The organism is Nonomuraea sp. NPDC050733 (genome assembly GCF_040654215.1).
Taxonomy (GTDB): domain Bacteria; phylum Actinomycetota; class Actinomycetes; order Streptosporangiales; family Streptosporangiaceae; genus Nonomuraea.
The window spans coordinates 112,961-127,842 of record NZ_JBFAHO010000002.1; the positions used below are offsets into that span (position 1 = coordinate 112,961).

15 protein-coding genes are annotated in these 14,882 nt (G+C 70.7%); 8 read left to right on the top strand and 7 right to left on the bottom strand.

What is annotated here, in order from left to right; all coding sequences use genetic code 11:
- Nucleotides 1-73 precede the first annotated feature (73 nt).
- Genes AB0H64_RS04215 through AB0H64_RS04235 form a run of 5 tightly spaced genes read left to right on the top strand, consistent with a single transcriptional unit; the run spans nucleotide 74 to nucleotide 4,803 of the window.
- Nucleotides 74-1,105, top strand: a complete 1,032-nt coding sequence (locus tag AB0H64_RS04215) for a sugar ABC transporter substrate-binding protein (RefSeq protein ID WP_357619930.1) — start codon at nucleotides 74-76, stop codon at nucleotides 1,103-1,105.
- A 29-nt stretch (nucleotides 1,106-1,134) separates the two neighbouring features.
- Complete coding sequence (locus tag AB0H64_RS04220; RefSeq protein ID WP_357619932.1) at nucleotides 1,135-2,583, top strand: sugar ABC transporter ATP-binding protein; 1,449 nt, start codon at nucleotides 1,135-1,137, stop codon at nucleotides 2,581-2,583.
- Nucleotides 2,580-3,572 (top strand): ABC transporter permease, encoded by a 993-nt coding sequence (locus tag AB0H64_RS04225; RefSeq protein ID WP_357619934.1) that lies wholly within the window; start codon nucleotides 2,580-2,582, stop codon nucleotides 3,570-3,572. Before AB0H64_RS04220 ends, AB0H64_RS04225 begins: the two co-directional genes overlap by 4 nt.
- Nucleotides 3,572-3,877: an L-rhamnose mutarotase gene (locus tag AB0H64_RS04230; protein WP_357619936.1), complete on the top strand. Its 306-nt coding sequence runs from the start codon at nucleotides 3,572-3,574 to the stop codon at nucleotides 3,875-3,877. Before AB0H64_RS04225 ends, AB0H64_RS04230 begins: the two co-directional genes overlap by 1 nt.
- On the top strand, nucleotides 3,874-4,803 hold the full coding sequence (locus AB0H64_RS04235; protein WP_357619938.1) for an aldo/keto reductase: 930 nt from the start codon (nucleotides 3,874-3,876) through the stop codon (nucleotides 4,801-4,803). Before AB0H64_RS04230 ends, AB0H64_RS04235 begins: the two co-directional genes overlap by 4 nt.
- 39 nt (nucleotides 4,804-4,842) lie before the next feature.
- Here the strand turns inward: AB0H64_RS04235 and AB0H64_RS04240 are convergent, their stop codons facing one another.
- The 3 genes from AB0H64_RS04240 to AB0H64_RS04250 form a co-directional block, all read right to left on the bottom strand.
- Complete coding sequence (locus AB0H64_RS04240; protein ID WP_357619940.1) at nucleotides 4,843-5,298, bottom strand: GNAT family N-acetyltransferase; 456 nt, start codon at nucleotides 5,296-5,298, stop codon at nucleotides 4,843-4,845.
- Between the two features lie 14 nt (nucleotides 5,299-5,312).
- Nucleotides 5,313-6,569 carry an ATP-binding protein gene (locus AB0H64_RS04245; RefSeq protein ID WP_357619942.1) on the bottom strand — a complete coding sequence of 419 codons (1,257 nt, stop codon included), beginning with the start codon at nucleotides 6,567-6,569 and terminating at the stop codon, nucleotides 5,313-5,315.
- A gap of 113 nt (nucleotides 6,570-6,682) precedes the next feature.
- Complete coding sequence (locus AB0H64_RS04250; RefSeq protein WP_357619944.1) at nucleotides 6,683-7,678, bottom strand: DNA polymerase ligase N-terminal domain-containing protein; 996 nt, start codon at nucleotides 7,676-7,678, stop codon at nucleotides 6,683-6,685.
- Between the two features lie 252 nt (nucleotides 7,679-7,930).
- Between AB0H64_RS04250 and AB0H64_RS04255 the strand changes: the two genes are divergently transcribed.
- Nucleotides 7,931-8,653: a hypothetical protein gene (locus AB0H64_RS04255; protein WP_357619946.1), complete on the top strand. Its 723-nt coding sequence runs from the start codon at nucleotides 7,931-7,933 to the stop codon at nucleotides 8,651-8,653.
- A gap of 203 nt (nucleotides 8,654-8,856) precedes the next feature.
- Here the strand turns inward: AB0H64_RS04255 and AB0H64_RS04260 are convergent, their stop codons facing one another.
- The 3 genes from AB0H64_RS04260 to AB0H64_RS04270 all read right to left on the bottom strand — a co-directional run bounded on the left by AB0H64_RS04260 (nucleotide 8,857) and on the right by AB0H64_RS04270 (nucleotide 11,628).
- Nucleotides 8,857-9,549 (bottom strand): FadR/GntR family transcriptional regulator, encoded by a 693-nt coding sequence (locus tag AB0H64_RS04260; protein WP_357619948.1) that lies wholly within the window; start codon nucleotides 9,547-9,549, stop codon nucleotides 8,857-8,859.
- Nucleotides 9,550-9,556: 7 nt separating this feature from the next.
- Nucleotides 9,557-10,582: an MBL fold metallo-hydrolase gene (locus tag AB0H64_RS04265; RefSeq protein WP_357619950.1), complete on the bottom strand. Its 1,026-nt coding sequence runs from the start codon at nucleotides 10,580-10,582 to the stop codon at nucleotides 9,557-9,559.
- A gap of 482 nt (nucleotides 10,583-11,064) precedes the next feature.
- Nucleotides 11,065-11,628 (bottom strand): TetR family transcriptional regulator, encoded by a 564-nt coding sequence (locus AB0H64_RS04270; protein ID WP_357619952.1) that lies wholly within the window; start codon nucleotides 11,626-11,628, stop codon nucleotides 11,065-11,067.
- 65 nt (nucleotides 11,629-11,693) lie between these two features.
- On the opposite strand from AB0H64_RS04270, the gene AB0H64_RS04275 reads away from it, so the two are divergent.
- A complete protein-coding gene (locus AB0H64_RS04275) occupies nucleotides 11,694-12,653 on the top strand; it encodes a polyprenyl synthetase family protein (protein ID WP_357619954.1) in 960 nt (319 codons plus the stop codon).
- Between the two features lie 50 nt (nucleotides 12,654-12,703).
- Entirely contained in the window at nucleotides 12,704-13,603 is a 900-nt protein-coding gene (locus tag AB0H64_RS04280) for a hypothetical protein (protein WP_357619956.1), read from the top strand.
- A gap of 157 nt (nucleotides 13,604-13,760) precedes the next feature.
- Here AB0H64_RS04280 and AB0H64_RS04285 read toward each other — a convergent pair whose 3' ends face one another.
- Nucleotides 13,761-14,879, bottom strand: coding sequence for a steroid 3-ketoacyl-CoA thiolase (locus tag AB0H64_RS04285; RefSeq protein WP_357619958.1), 1,119 nt, complete (start codon nucleotides 14,877-14,879; stop codon nucleotides 13,761-13,763).
- Nucleotides 14,880-14,882 lie beyond the last annotated feature (3 nt).

Here is a 14,882-nt window from a genome sequence, read left to right on the forward strand (position 1 = left end):
CGAACTGAAGACAGCAATCCAGGGCCGGCCCCAGCGGGGGACCGGCCCAGCCCGAGGAAGGTGGCTCTCCACGATGAAGCTCGGCCCGGTCGTCGCCGGCGCGGCCCTCATGGCGGTCGTCGCCGCGTGCGGCTCCAGTACAACGTCCACCACCGGCAGCGGCGCGGCGGGCGGTGGGAAGGTCGGCGTCGACTACCCGCGCGCCGACTCCGACTTCTGGAACTCCTACATCAAGTACGTCCCGCAGATGGCCGCCGAGCAGAAGGTGGACCTGATGCAGCCCACCAACTCGCAGAACGACGTGGCCAAGCTCGTCAGCAACGTCCAGGCGCTGGTCGGCCAGGGCGCCAAGGCGATCGTCATGGCCCCCCAGGACACCGGCGCGATCGCCACCACCCTGCAGACGCTGGAGAACAAGAAGATCCCGGTCGTCTCGGTGGACACCCGTCCCGACAAGGGCAAGGTCTACATGGTGGTCCGCGCCGACAACCGGGCGTACGGGACCAAGGCCTGCGAGTTCCTCGGCGAGAAGCTGGGCGGCAAGGGCAAGGTCGTCCAGCTCATGGGCTCGCTCAGCTCGATCAACGGCCGTGACCGGGCCGAGGCGTTCCGCGACTGCATGAAGACGAAGTTCCCCGGGATCACGGTGTTCGAGGAGCCGACGGAGTGGGAGGGCAGCAAGGCCGCGTCCATGCTGCAGACCCGCCTGGAGCAGAACCCGGACATCAAGGGTGTGTACATGCACGCCGGCGGCGTCCACCTGGCACCGACGCTCCAGGTGCTCAAGCAGAAGGGCCTGCTGGTCCCGCCGAGCGACCCCAAGCACGTCTTCGTGATCTCCAACGACGGCATCCCGGAGGAGCTGGAGGCGATCCGCAAGGGCGAGATCGACGCCACGGTCTCGCAGCCGGCCGACCTGTACGCGAAGTACGCGATGTTCTACGCGAAGGCGGCGACCGAGGGGAAGACCTTCAAGCCGGGCGCGACGGACCACGACAGCTCGATCATCCAGCTTCCCAACGGCCTGGAGGACCAGCTTCCGGCCCCGCTGGTGACGAAGGACAACGTGGATGACAAGAATCTCTGGGGCAATCAGGTCAAGTGATGAAATATCATGTTGAAGCGCGAAATGTCGTGAAGCGCTTCGGGCCGACCGTGGCCCTGAACGGCGCGAGCATCGCGATCGCCGAGGGCGAGACGCACGCCCTCGTCGGCCGGAACGGCGCCGGCAAGTCCACGCTGGTGTCGATCCTCACCGGCCTGCAGCCGGCGGACGAGGGCGAGGTGCTGTTCGCGGGGGAGCCCGCGCCGGCCCTCGCCGACCGTGACGCGTGGCGGCGGCGCGTCGCCTGCGTCTACCAGAAGTCCACGATCATCCCCGCCCTCACCGTGGCCGAGAACCTGTTCCTCAACCGCCAGACCGACAGCGGGTTGATCAGGTGGCGGGCGCTGCGGGCCAGGGCCCGCGAGCTGCTCGACACGTACGAGGTGGACGTCGACGTCCAGGCGCTGGCCGGCGACCTCAGCGTCGAGCAGCGCCAGCTCGTCGAGATCGCCCGCGCGCTGTCGTTCGGCGCCCGGTTCATCATCCTGGACGAGCCGACCGCCCGCCTCGACGGCCCGGCCATCGACCGGCTGTTCACCCGCATGCGGTCGCTGCGCGAGCAGGGCGTCACGATGATGTACATCTCGCACCATCTGGACGAGGTGTACGAGATCTGCCAGAGCGTCACGGTCTTCCGCGACGCCCGGCACATCGTCACGCGGCCCGTCGCCGGGTTCCCCCACGACGAGCTGGTGGGCGCCATGACCGGCGAGGCCACGGTCGCCTACGAGGCGCGTTCCCGTACGGCCGGCGAGCGCGTCGTGCTCGCGGGGGAGGGCCTGTCGCTCGGCGGCCGCTACCGGGACGTGGACCTCGCCGTCCGGTCCGGCGAGGTCGTCGGCCTGGCCGGCTCGGCCAGCAGCGGCAAGGTCGGGCTCGCCGAGACCCTCGTCGGCCTGCGCCGCCCCGACACCGGCACGGTCACGGTCAACGGCGTCCGGGTCCGCCCCGGCGACGTGCCGTCCGCGCTGCGCGCCGGGCTCGGCTTCGTCCCCGAGGACCGCCACCACGAGGGATTCGTGCCGCTGCTGTCGGTGGCCGAGAACACCACCATCCCCGTCGCCCGCAAGCTCGGCCGCCTCGGCACGATCTCCCCGTCCAGGCAGCGGGCCCGGGCCGTACAGCTCATCGGCGACCTGGACATCAAGACCGAAGGACCCGAGCAGCCCGTCGGCGACCTGTCCGGCGGCAACGCGCAGAAGGTGGTGTTCGCGCGGGCGCTGGTCGACGGGCCGTCCGCGCTCGTAGTGATCAACCCGACGGCCGGCGTCGACGTCAAGGCCAAGCAGGCCCTGCTCGGCGCCGTCGAGGACGCGGTCGAGCGGGGCGCGGGAGCCGTGCTCGTCTCCGACGACCTCGACGACCTGCGCGTCTGCGATCGGGTGCTGGTGATGTTCCACGGCAGGGTCGTGAAGGACGTGCCGCGTGGGTGGACCGACCACGAGCTCGTGGCCGTGATGGAAGGCATTGAACAGTGACGACACTGACCGCGTCGCCGACCCCCCGGGTACGGCTCGCCCGGCTCCGGGACCTGACCCTGGTCCCGGTGATCCTCATCCTGCTCGTCGTGGGCGCGTTCCTGGACCCGACGTTCCTGACGAGCGGCAACCTGACGAACGTGCTCCAGCAGCAGGCGGCGATCTCCCTGCTGGTGCTGGCCGAGGCCATGATCCTGATCGCCGGCAAGTTCGACCTGTCGCTGGAGTCGACGGTCGGCATGGCGCCCGCGATCGCGGTCATGCTGGCGATCCCGGCCTCGGCCGGCGGGTTCGGCCTGGGCCTGCCCGGCGGGCTGGTCATCCCGCTCTGCCTGCTGGTCGGGGCGGCCATCGGGGCGTTCAACGGCTGGCTGATCGTCAAGTTCCAGCTGTCCGCGTTCATCGTGACGCTGGCCATGCTGATCATCGTGCACGGGCTCCAGCTCGGCCCGACCGAGGGCAAGACGCTCTTCGAGCTCCCCGACTCGATCCTCTACCTGGGCAGCGCCGTCTGGCTCGGCCTGCCGGCCGCCATCTGGATCGCCGGGGTGCTGTTCGCGGCCGGCATCGCCGGGCTCGCCTACTTCCGGATCGGCCGCTCCCTGTACGCCATCGGCGGCAACATCGACGCCGCCCGGGCCGCCGGCATCCGCGTGGACCGGGTGCTGTGGGGCGTGTTCATCCTCGGCGGCACGCTCGCGGCGCTCGCCGGAGTGCTGGAGACGGGCCGCCTCGGCGCGATCGGTTCCAACCAGGGCGTCGGCTGGATCTTCATGGTCTTCGCGGCGGCGGTCATCGGCGGCGTGAGCATGGACGGCGGCAAGGGCACGATCCTCGGCGCGCTGACCGGCGTCCTCGTGATCGGCCTGGTGCAGAACATCCTCACGCTCAAGGGCGTCTCCGGCTTCTGGCAGCCGGTCGTGTACGGCGGGATCATCCTGATCGCGCTCATCATCAGCCGGATCGCGGGCGGAAAGGCGCAGGACTGATGGAACGGCTCGCCCTGCGCACCCGGCTCAGACCGGGCTGCGAGGAGATCTACGACCGGGAGCACGCCGAGATCCCGGCCGAGCTGGAGCAGGCCATGCGCGAGCACGGGGTGCGCTCGTGGCGCATCTACCGCGACGGCCTGGACCTGTTCCACTTCGTGGAGGTCGAGGACTACGCCGCCCTGCAGGCCGCCCTCCGCGACCACCCCGCCGACCAGGCATGGCAGGCCAGGATGAACCGGCTGCTCGACGGAGACTTCGACAAGGGCTCCGGCGGGCTCCCACTGGTATGGGAGATGACATGAACGCGTTACCGCGATACGGGTTCGGCGCGGCGCCGATCGCGGGGCTGTACGAGGCGGTGAGCGAGGAGCAGGCCCGCGCCACGGTCGACGCCGCCTGGGACAGCGGGGTCCGGCTGTTCGACACGGCTCCGCACTACGGGCTCGGCCTGTCGGAGCGCCGCCTCGGGGCCGCGCTCGCCGGCCGTACCGGGTACGTGCTGTCCACCAAGGTCGGCCGGCTGCTGGTGCCGTCCGGCGGGGACGGGCACGACGAGCAGGGCTTCGACGTGCCCGCCGACCACGTCCGGGTCTGGGACTTCTCGCGCGACGGCGTGCGCCGCTCGCTGGAGGACTCCCTGGAGCGGCTCGGCCTGCCGGCCGTGGACATCGCGCTCATCCACGACCCGGACGACCACATGGAGGAGGCGCTGGCCCACGCCTACCCGGCGCTGGCCGAGCTGCGCGACCAGGGCGTGGTCAAGGCCGTCGGGGTCGGCATGAACCAGTGGCAGGCGCCGCTGCGGTTCGTGAAGGAGACCGGCGTCGACGTGGTCATGCTGGCCGGCCGCTACACCCTGCTCGACCAGTCGGGGCTGCCGCTGCTGGAGGCGTGCGCGGAACGCGGCGTGCGAGTGCTCGCGGCGGGGGTGTTCAACAGCGGCGTGCTGGCCACCGCGCGACCCTCGGGCACCTTCGACTACGCCCCGGCGCCGCCCGCCGTCCTCGACCGGGCCCGCCGCCTCGCCCAGGTCTGCGACTCGTACGGCGTGCCGCTCCCGCAGGCGGCGATGGCCTTCCCGCTGCGGCACCCGGCGGTGGCCTCGATCGTGCTCGGCGCCCGCTCCCCGGAGGAGGTCCGAGCCAACGCCGCCCTGTGGGACCGCCCGGTGCCGGAGGACCTGTGGTCGGAGCTGGAGACGGAGGGCCTGCTGCCCCCTGCTCCCTGAAACGGTCTGCTCCCTGAAACGGTCTGCTCCCTGAAACGGTCAGGCGGTGAGGGCGTAGCTCGCGATCCACAGCCCCGGGATCACCTCGCGCTCGCCCCGCGTCTGGAACCCCAGCCGCTCGTACAGCGTCCGCGCGGGCACGTTGTCGCGGCCCGTCGACACCACGACCCCACGGCCGGCCGCCCTGGTCAAGACCTCCTCGACCAGCGCGCGGCCGATGCCGCGCCGATGGGCGTCGGGGTGCACGATCAGCCGGTTGACGTCCACCTCGTCCGGCGTCTCCTCCCACGCCACGGCGCCCACCAGCCGCCCGTCCTCGTCGAACGCGCCCAGCCAGGTCAGCGGCTCGGCGCGCAGCGCGTCCAGGGTCTCGTGCAGGGGCGGGATACGGTCGTCGCCGATGAGCCGCGCCTCCACGGCGTACGCGGCGTGCTGCAGGTCCAGCAGCTCCTGGCCGAAGGGGTCGTCATGGGGGGAGATGTCCGAGATGAGCATGCGACGAGTATGACCTATCCCACCTCCCACAGCGCGCTCACCGGCATCGCCCGCATCCGATCGCCGAAGGAGTAGGTCTGGTCGCCGGTGTACAGCACCACTCCGGTGACGAAGTCGTCGCCGAGCCGGTCGGCCAGGTGCCTGAGTCCCCGGAAGTCCTCAGCCCGTACGGTCGACGCCGCTTTCACCTCGATCCCCACCACGCGGCCCTGCCGGTTCTCGAGGACGGCGTCGACCTCGACCTTGTCCTTGGTCCGGTAGTGGAAGAGGCCCACTCGCTCGTCGGCCCAGGTGAGCTGCCGGCCGAGCTCCATGAGGACGAACGCTTCGAGCAGCGGGCCGAACGCGCTCCCGGGCCGCACCAGGCCGCCCGCGTCCGCCCCCAGGAGGTTCGCCGCGATGCCGGAGTCGACGAAGGCCAGCTTGGGAGCCGCGACCGCGCGGTTCCCCACGTTACGTGACCACGCGGGGATACGTTTGACCAGGAAGACCTCTTCCAGGAGGGCGAGGTACCGGTGGACGGTGCTCGCCGACAGCTGCAACTCATTGCTCAGCCCGTTGACCATGAGAAGCTGCCCGGAGCGGGCGGCGAGCATGCGCAACAGCGCACGCATCTCACCTGATCGCTCGATCTCGGACAGCTGGCGGATGTCCCGGGCGATCAGATCACCCACGTACGAGTCGAAGAAACGCTGACTCCGTCGCGCTACTGGCCGGGCAACGGCCTCGGGGAACCCGCCTCGCACGAGACGCGCGGCGTAATCGGCCCGAGTCACGCCGGTCGTGTGACGCAACTCCGATCCCCGCGCGAACACGGCGTCGACGAATCCGTCGGCCGTGCCGTCGATCTCGCCCTGCGAGAAGGGCCACAGCTCGATGGTCTCCATCCGGCCCGGAAGGGTGTCCGGCAGATCGCGAAGGCCGAGCAGCCGGGACGAGCCCGTCAGCAGATAACGGCCCGGGCGCGGGTCGCGATCGACCTGGGCCTTGATCGCCAGCAGCAGTTCGGGAACCCGCTGGATCTCATCGACGACCATGAGCTGCGGGAAGTCCACGAACCCACCCGGATCCGAGACCGCGGCCTGACGGGCGACAGGATCGTCAAGGTCACGCCACTCCGCGGCGACGCCCTTGGCGATTCCTCTCACCAGCGTGCTCTTGCCGCTCTGGCGCGCTCCGTTGATCAGCACCACGCGTGTGTCGGACAGCGCCTCGCTCACCGCCCGCTCAGCACGCCTGGGGATCACGGTGCCCAAAGGAGTGTTGACCATTTCCCCAGGATGACATACCCGCCTGACATGTTGGTCGTGCTGGTGCTGACATGCCGGCCGTATGGTTGCTGACACGTTGGTCGCCATGATCGCGGCGTGTTGGTCGCTCCACGTCATGGCTTGGTAGAGGGGAGGAGCAGCCATGCCTTGGACGGGCCCGGGTCGTACGGCGTGTCGAGACGCTTGGCGACGACCCCCGGCAGGCCCTGCTCGCGGGCGGCCTGACGGACCGGCGCGGCCTGGCCGGGCCACGACGGGGCCGTTTGCCAGCGCGCCGCCGACAGGCCGAGCGCCTCCAGCGCCGCCCGGCGGGCCGTGTACGGCTCGGCCACCAGCGAGCGGCCGTCGTCGTACAGCAGGTCGTAGCAGACCAGCACCTCCGCGCCGCCCAGTGTGACCACCTCGCCGTCGAGGACCGCGCTGCGGCTGCCGAACGATGCGGCCAGGGGACGCAGCCACGGGTACTCGCGGGCCGCGTCCGTCCGCCCGCCGTCGATCGGCACCAGTGTCCGCCGGCCGCCCCACGCGAACTCGAACGCGTACTCCTCCTCGTCACGCGGCGGCCGGGCGCGCTCGACCGGCAGCATGGGCTCCAGCGGCGGGAACGGGTCGCGTGCCGGCGGGTCCATCCGGTGGATCATCCAGTTCTTGCCGTCCGTCTGGAACAGCACGAACCGCCCCGAGGCGCGGGAGCCGCGCAGCACCACCTTGACCTCGCGGTCCGACCACTTCTCGGTCTCGTACGTGCCCCGGTCCCAGATCGTCATCGCGCCGCCGCCGTACTCGCCGGCCGGGATCTCGCCGTGGAACGTGAGGTACTCCATCGGGTGGTCCTCGGTGTGGACGGCCAGGTGATTGACGGCCGGGTCGGCCGGCAGGCCCTTCGGGATGGCCCACGAGGCGAGGACGCCGTCGTGCTCCAGCCGCAGGTCCCAGTGCAGGGAGCGGGCGTGGTGCTCCTGGATCACGAACGCGGTGCCGTCGCTGTCGCCGTCGCGGGTCTCGGGCCGCTCGGGCGGCTCGGGGCGTTCGGGCGGCTCTGCGGGTACGGGCTCGGGGGTGCGGCTGGGGTCGCGTTTGCTCCGGTATCGCTCGAGTTTGTCGGCCACACGGGCCTCCTACCCCCGGCCGCCCGGCTCGCACTGCTCGCAGGTGGCGCCGGCGGGGCGGGAGGTGCCGACGACCAAAGTCGCGCACGGCCGATACTTTCGGATGAGGGCCGGTCACCCGTGCGCGGCTACGGTTGCTGCGGAGAACGACGCCGAGGGACGACGGACGCCAGGGACAACGGGGGCGCCGGTCGTCCGTCCCCTTCCGTGGCGGTCGTTCATGAGCCGCTCACGACGGAAGGAGCACGGCCCATGCCATCCGGTGACCCGTCCTCGCCGGACGCGACCACCCTGCCGACGCCGGGGGACCGAGTCGTCGTCTGGGTCGGGGCCCCGCTGCTGGGCGCCGGGGCCGGCTGGTTGTTGCGGTACGTCGCCGGTTGGGCGGCGTCACTGCCCTGGACCCCGTTCGAGGGGCCGTTACGGCTGATCGAGTCGATTCCGCCGACGGCGTTCACGATCGGTGCGGTCGTCGTGGGCGTCGTCGCTGGTCTCGTGCTCGCTGCGATCGCCGACGAGTACACCGTGAAGATCGTCATCGACGACCACCGGGTGTCGATCGCGCACCGGAGCTCCCGGCAGGAGCTGCCGCGCTCCGCAGTCGCCGTGGCCTTCCTCGACGCCAAGCAACTGGTGCTGCTCGGTCACGACACCGAGGAGCTGGTCCGGCAGGGCGGCGACCTGCCCCGGCCGCGCCCGCTGGCCGAGGCTTTCATGGCCCACGGCTATCCGTGGCGGGCCGAGGGCGATCCCCACCGCGAGGAGTTCCGGCGCTGGGCCGACGGCCACCCCGACCTGACCGACGCCGCCCACGCCTACCTCAGGGCCCGCGCCCGCGCGCTGGAGAAGGGTGACGGTGACGACGCCGAGCAGTTACGGCAGGAGCTGGCGAGGCTGGGCCTGGCCGTACGTGAGGAGGGCAAACGCCAGTTCTGGCGCCACGTCGGCCGCAGGGCAGGGCATCCCGAGAGCTGACCGAGAGGGTGTTCTGAGCGGTTGACGGGTCCGGTGCATCCGATGGGGAGCGGTGACGGTCTGCGATCGAGCCGATCGTGATGTGGGTCGAGGAGATCGGTAGCCTGGCGGCAATCCCAACCATCGCGGCACCTGGGGTTCGGCGATCATCTCCGACCCTCGAGGATCCGTGGGACGGTGACGTGGGCACGGGCTGACAGCGGTCAGTCCAGGGCCTTGCGGAGCCAGGACTCGACGCCCGCCACGTGCACCGTGGCCCAGGAGCGGGCCACGTCGGCCTGGCGGGCGGCGATGGCCTCGTAGATCGCGGTGTGCTGCTCGCGGGTCTTCTCCATCGCGCCCTCCTGGGTCAGGCCGCGCCAGATGCGCGCCCGGGTGGTCGGCCCGGACAGGCTCTCGATGAACGAGCAGAGCACGGTGTTGCCCGAGCCCTGGGCGATGCGCTGGTGGAACTCCAGGTCGTTGGCCACCAGCTCCTCGACGGTCGGCTCGGCGGGCAGCGACTCCAGGATCACCCGCAGCTCGTCGATCTCGTCATCCGTCATGAGCTTGGTGGCCATCGCGGTGGCGGCCGGCTCCAGGATGCGGCGTACCTCGAAGAACTGCAGCACGGTGTCGTCGCGGTGCAGGTCGAGCACGAACGACATGGTGTCGAGCAGCAGCCTGGGCTCCAGGCTGGTGACGTACGTGCCGTCGCCCTGCCGTACGTCGAGGACGTTGATCAGGGCGAGGGCGCGGACGGCTTCGCGCAGCGAGTTGCGTGACAGGCCGAGCCGTTCGGCGAGGTCGGCCTCCTTGGGAAGCCGGTCCCCGGGGGTGAGCTCGCCGGAGAGGATCATTTGCTTGATCTTGTCGATGGCCGCGTCGGTGACCGCCACGCTTTTCTCCCTAGACATCGGATGTCTAGGATTCTATGGCCTGGAAGCGGACCGCATCGACTCCTTGGACGCGCCTGATGGAGCCCCGGGCCTCCAGCGTCCGGAGATGCGCCGCGGCCTCCCCGGCGGCCATGCCTCTCAGAATGGGCCCCAGGGCGTCCCAGGGACGGTTCCAGGTCATCATCGCGGCGGTCTCCCAGATGGTCAGCGGCTCCGCGCGCTCGGCCAGCGACGTGGCCAGCCGGGCGAGCTTGTCCTCGTGATGGTGGCGGATCTCGGCCGCCCGCGCTGCCACATCCGGAAATATCCATTCATGTGCGGGGAGAGCGTCCAGGAGCCCCAGCTCGCCCACCCGGTCCAGCGAGGCCAGGAAGTCGCCCAGCGGGTCCACGTCGTCACGGTCGTAGGGGTAGATGCCGATGTGCGGGGTGATGTCGGGCAGGACGTGGTCACCGGTGAAGAGCCGGTTCGCGTCCTCGAGGTGCAGGCAGATGTGGCCCGGGGTGTGGCCGGGCGTGTGGACGGCCCGCAGCTTGCGGCCCGGCAGGTCGATCAGCTCGCCGTCGGCCAGCTCCCGGTCCGGCTGCGCCGGCGGCAGCGGGCGCTCGGCGGCGACCGCCTCCAGGTCGCCCGCGTCGGCTCCGGCCCGCTTGAGCATGTCCGCCTGGAACGCCTGCTGCTCACCGTCGCCGGCTCCGCGGATCAGCCTGACCAGCGCCGCGTCCGCCTCGTGCATCGCGATCCAGCCGCCCGACTCCTCCCGCACCCGGCCGGCCAGGCCGGCGTGGTCGGGGTGGAAGTGCGTGACCACCACGCCCCGCACCGTGGCCACGTCCATGCCCAGCGTGCCGAGCCCGCTGCTCAGCGCCTCCCACGCGTCGGGGTGGTTCCATCCCGCGTCGACCAGGACCGGGCCCTCGGGCGACTCGATCGCGTAGACGAGGGTGTAGCCGAGCGGGTTGCCGGGGATCGGCACCGGCACGCTCCACACCCCGCCGCCGAGGTCCTGCGGGCGCTGCTCGGCGTACGGCCTGCGCCGGGTCTTTCTCATGGTCGGTCCCCCGTCGTGCGTGAGCGTGGAACGAGTGTGGCGGACGGAACGGAGCACCGAAAGGGATTGCGGCACCTAACGTGACACATCCGGAGATGACGGGCCGCGCTGGGGCGTCACGGCGCCGGTCGCCAACCGGTGCCCCCGCCGCCGCGATCCAGCACTGGTCGGCGGCCCGGCTGCGAGATGGCGCTGGTCAGCGGCCCTGCCGTGATGAGCCGCCGGCCAACAGTTCTGCTGTGACGTGACGCTGCGGTCTCCCTGTCAGCGCAGGTGCTCCTCCGGCGACAGCCGGGTCATCTCACTCCTGCGGGGGAGCTGCTTCCCCCTCGCAGGTGATCCACGATCATCACTGGTTGGAAAAGAGTGGGGGCATGGCGATCAAGCTTCCTCATGTGGTTCCAGCATCTGGCGCCGCCGGGCGGAGCCCTCCTCGCTGGACGGTCCCTGTCGCTCACGCGATCCCCTGCTGCTCCAGCGCCTCACTTGAACAGGATGGCACGCAGCGTGCGGGCCAGATGTCCGATCAGCACGTCGGACGGCATCTCGGCCAGAGCGCCTGACTTCAGCAGGTAGCGGTTGAACGTCACTCCGATGAGCAGCGCGCCCATCAGGTCGATGCGCCCCTCGGCGTCCAATCCGTCAACGACAGGGCCGTAGGCATTCTGGATGGGCTGGCGCATGGTGGCGAACAGATCCTCGGCCGCCCGATCGCCGGACGCTGCACTGCGGATGAGCACGAGGAACGGATCGTCGTTGGCCGGATGTTCCATCCGCGTGACGTAGGCCTTCGCCATGCGTTCCGGGAGCGTCTCCGGCGTCCCGGGCTCGAGCTCGTCCACCGGCTTCGGTCCGGGAATGGCGGCGACGAAGAGCATCTCCTTGGATCCGAAGTGCCGCATCACCAGACCGTGCGTGACTCCGGCACGCCGCGCGATCTCGCGGATGGTGGCCTTGGCGTAGCCGAGTTCCGCGAAGGCGCCCCGCGCTGCCTGAAGGATGGCCGCGCGATGGGCCTCGGGATCGCGGAGTCGTTTCTTCTGCACCCAAGGAAGTATACAGGTGGTCATTAGGATGCTAATGTCCACCCGGTCATTAACTGGGAGGTCTCATGGAACGTCTGCTGACCCACCCTGCGATCGTCGCAGGGCTGAGTAAGGTCGAGTCCAGGATCGAGCGGCTGGGCGGATCATCCGCGCTGCCGGGAATCAACGCCGGTGCGGAGCGGATCATCCAGGCCGGCGGCAAGCGCCTGCGTCCCGCGCTGACGCTGGGCACGATGCTGGCGTTCGGCAAGCCAGCCGATCGGCGGGCTGTCACCGCCGCCGCGTGCATCGAGTTGATCCACGCCGCATCGCTGATCCACGACGACCTGATGGACGGCGCCTCGCAGCGGCGGGGCACCCCAACGCTCAACGCCACACTCGGCCAGGGCAAGGCATTGGTGATCGGCGACTTCCTGCTCGCCAGGGCCGGGCTGGCCGCCATCACGGCAGTGTCCAAGCCGGTGGCCGAAGTGCTGGCCGCCACGACGGTGGAGCTGGCCGAGGGCCAGTATCTGGAGGCTGTCGACCAGTTCAACCGCGACCGCACCGAGGAGTCGGCGCTCAGGTCGATCACCGGCAAGACGGCCGCGCTGTTCAGGGCGAGCTGTCTGGTGGGCGCGCTCTGTGCCAAGGCTTCCTCGGAGGAGCGCGCCAAGATGGCCGTCTACGGCGAGAAATTCGGCCTTGTCTTCCAAATCCTGGACGATTTGCTGGATCTGACGCTCTCGAGCGAGACGCTGGGCAAGCCGGCGGGCAACGACGTGCGTCAGAGCGTCTACACCCTGCCACTCCTGCGGGCCAGGGATGCAGACCCCCATCTGCTCGACGGCGATGCCGAGACGATCCTGGCCCGGGTCCGAGACACCGGCATCGTCGACGACACGTTGGCCTACTGCCGCGACCTGGCGGCGCAAGCGGTCAACGCTCTTCCTGCGGCGAAGGACGTCGGCCTCCTCGCCGATCTGCCAGGGTCCTACATCGCGAAGGCGGCGGACATGATCTCGGCTCCTGTGAGGGCAGCATGACCTTCCCCGCGAAGAAGCTGGCGGGCGAAGCGGTCTCCTCCAGGGAAGTCATGGCAAAGCTTCCGGTGGTCGCGGGCGTCTGGTCGCTGGCTCTCGGACTGGTGGGCGCCTACTGGGCGGTCGAAGGCAGTTCGTTCCCCCTGGGGAGCAGTGATCCTCGCGGCTCTGACATGGGCTCGTTCTTCGCCACCGCTGAGCCGGGCACCACCGGCGCGATCTTCGCTGTGGCCGGGGTGCTCGGTGTGGCCGCCGCGGTGGTGCTGGCCCGCGCGCCATGGACACAGTGGCCGAGGGCGGTCGGAGCGCTGCTTGCCGTCGCGTTGCTGGTGGCCGTTCCCGACGTCCGGGTGATCCAGAACTTCGGTTACCTGTTCATGGGATACACGAAGCTGTGGGACTGGCCACTGCTGTTCATGCTGTTCAGCATCGCGGGCGGAGGGTTGTGGGCACTGGTTGTCTGGAACACGCGCGGCGGCGACGTGAGCCCCGGGCGGTGGGGGAGGTGGGCCACCTACGCGGCGGCCATGCTGGCTCTGCCGTACGGAATCTCGCGCATCTCGTGGGGGCTGGGCATCCCGCTTGGAGTGCCGGCCGACTATCTGGTCGTGGACCCCGGGGCCTCGGAGTTCGTGCTGGGAGGACTGTGCGTGGCGGGGGCAGTGCTGACACTCGGGCTGGTTCAGGGCTGGGGTGAGGTCTTCCCGCGCTGGATTCCCTTCCTGCGCGGCAGGCGAGTGCCGATCTGGTTCGCCGTCGTCCCGGCGACGGCGGCCTCCATCTTGCTGATCCAGGCTGGGGCCAGGTTGTGGCTGTGGTGGGCCGCCGGGCAGATCACGATATCCGCGAGCCACTGGGGGACGTTCCTTCCAGGACTGTTCTGGCTGCCGTGGAGCCTGGCCCTCGCCGCCGCCACGTACGCCTACTACCTGCGGAGGCGGGCTGGCGGTTGACCGCCTTGCCGTGCAGTCGGCGGGCGATCGTGTCGGCGGTGTAGGCGGCGGTGGGGATGCCGCCCGGCAGGGGCCGTGGATCCGGACCCAGCCCCTGGGGCTTCCTCCGTCGACGGGCGACGTGCGTGACGCTTGGCATGTACGGTCGCTCGTACGGTCACGTGACGCGTTCGAGGATGGTGGCCGTGGCCAGGGCGCCGCCCGCGCACATCGACACCAGAGCCGTGGACGAGTCCGAGCGCTCCAGCTCGTGCAGCGCCGTGGTGAGCAGCCGGGCCCCGGTGGCGCCCACCGGGTGGCCGAGCGCGATGGCGCCGCCGTTGACGTTGACGCGGTCGAAGTCCGGCTCGTGGACGCTCGCCCACGACAGCACGACCGCGGCGAACGCCTCGTTGACCTCGAACCGGTCGATGTCGCCGATCGACATCCCGGCCATGGCCAGGGCCTTCGCGGTCGCCTCCACCGGCCCGTCGAGGTGGTAGTACGGCTCCGCACCCACCAGCGCCTGGGCCAGGATGCGCGCCCTCGGGCGCAGACCGTGTGCGCGGGCCGCCTCCTCGCTCATCACCAGCACCGCGGCGGCCCCGTCGGAGATCTGCGACGAGGTGCCGGCGGTGTGCAGGGCGTCCTCGCCCAGGATCGGCTTGAGCCGGGCCAGGCTCTCGGTGGTGGTCTCGCGCAGCCCCTGGTCCCTGCGGACGTCGCCGACCGGCACGATCTCCCGCTCGAACCGGCCGTCGGCCCACGCCTTGGCCGCGAGCTGCTGCGAGCGCGCCCCCAGCCAGTCGAGCCGCTCCCGGGTCAGCCCGCGCCGCGCGGCGATGCGCTCGGCGGCGGTGAACTGGTCGGGCAGGTCGATGCTCCAGTCGTCGGGCCGCGGCTTGGCGGGCAGCACGTTGCTGCCGAGCGGTGCGCGGCTCATGACCTCGACGCCGCACCCCACGCCCACCTCGATGACGCCGGCCCGGACCATCGCCGCCGCGAGGTGCACGGCCTGCTGCGACGACCCGCACTGCGCGTCGACCGTGGTGACCCCCGTCTGGTACGGCAGGCCCGCGTACAGCCAGGAGTAGCGCCCCACGTGGCCGCCCTGCTCGCCCGCCTGGGTCACGCAGCCGGCGAAGACCTGGCCGACGGCGGCCGGGTCGATGCCGGAGCGCTCGACCAGCCCGGTGAGGGCGGCGGCGAGGACCTGCTGCGGCTTGAGCCCGGACAGCCAGCCGTCGCGCTTGCCGATGGGGGTGCGGACGGCCTCGACGATCACCGGTGTGCCCACAGT

What these genes read in the sequence shown, in the direction of transcription:
- AB0H64_RS04275 (WP_357619954.1), top strand. Translation starts at nt 11,694, where the DNA reads ATGGAACGTCTGCTGACCCACCCTGCGATCGTCGCAGGGCTGAGTAAG.
- AB0H64_RS04260 (WP_357619948.1), bottom strand. Translation starts at nt 9,549, where the DNA reads ATGTCTAGGGAGAAAAGCGTGGCGGTCACCGACGCGGCCATCGACAAG.
- AB0H64_RS04240 (WP_357619940.1), bottom strand. Translation starts at nt 5,298, where the DNA reads ATGCTCATCTCGGACATCTCCCCCCATGACGACCCCTTCGGCCAGGAG.
- AB0H64_RS04255 (WP_357619946.1), top strand. Translation starts at nt 7,931, where the DNA reads ATGCCATCCGGTGACCCGTCCTCGCCGGACGCGACCACCCTGCCGACG.
- AB0H64_RS04265 (WP_357619950.1), bottom strand. Translation starts at nt 10,582, where the DNA reads ATGAGAAAGACCCGGCGCAGGCCGTACGCCGAGCAGCGCCCGCAGGAC.
- AB0H64_RS04245 (WP_357619942.1), bottom strand. Translation starts at nt 6,569, where the DNA reads ATGGTCAACACTCCTTTGGGCACCGTGATCCCCAGGCGTGCTGAGCGG.
- AB0H64_RS04230 (WP_357619936.1), top strand. Translation starts at nt 3,572, where the DNA reads ATGGAACGGCTCGCCCTGCGCACCCGGCTCAGACCGGGCTGCGAGGAG.
- AB0H64_RS04215 (WP_357619930.1), top strand. Translation starts at nt 74, where the DNA reads ATGAAGCTCGGCCCGGTCGTCGCCGGCGCGGCCCTCATGGCGGTCGTC.
- AB0H64_RS04235 (WP_357619938.1), top strand. Translation starts at nt 3,874, where the DNA reads ATGAACGCGTTACCGCGATACGGGTTCGGCGCGGCGCCGATCGCGGGG.
- AB0H64_RS04280 (WP_357619956.1), top strand. Translation starts at nt 12,704, where the DNA reads ATGGCAAAGCTTCCGGTGGTCGCGGGCGTCTGGTCGCTGGCTCTCGGA.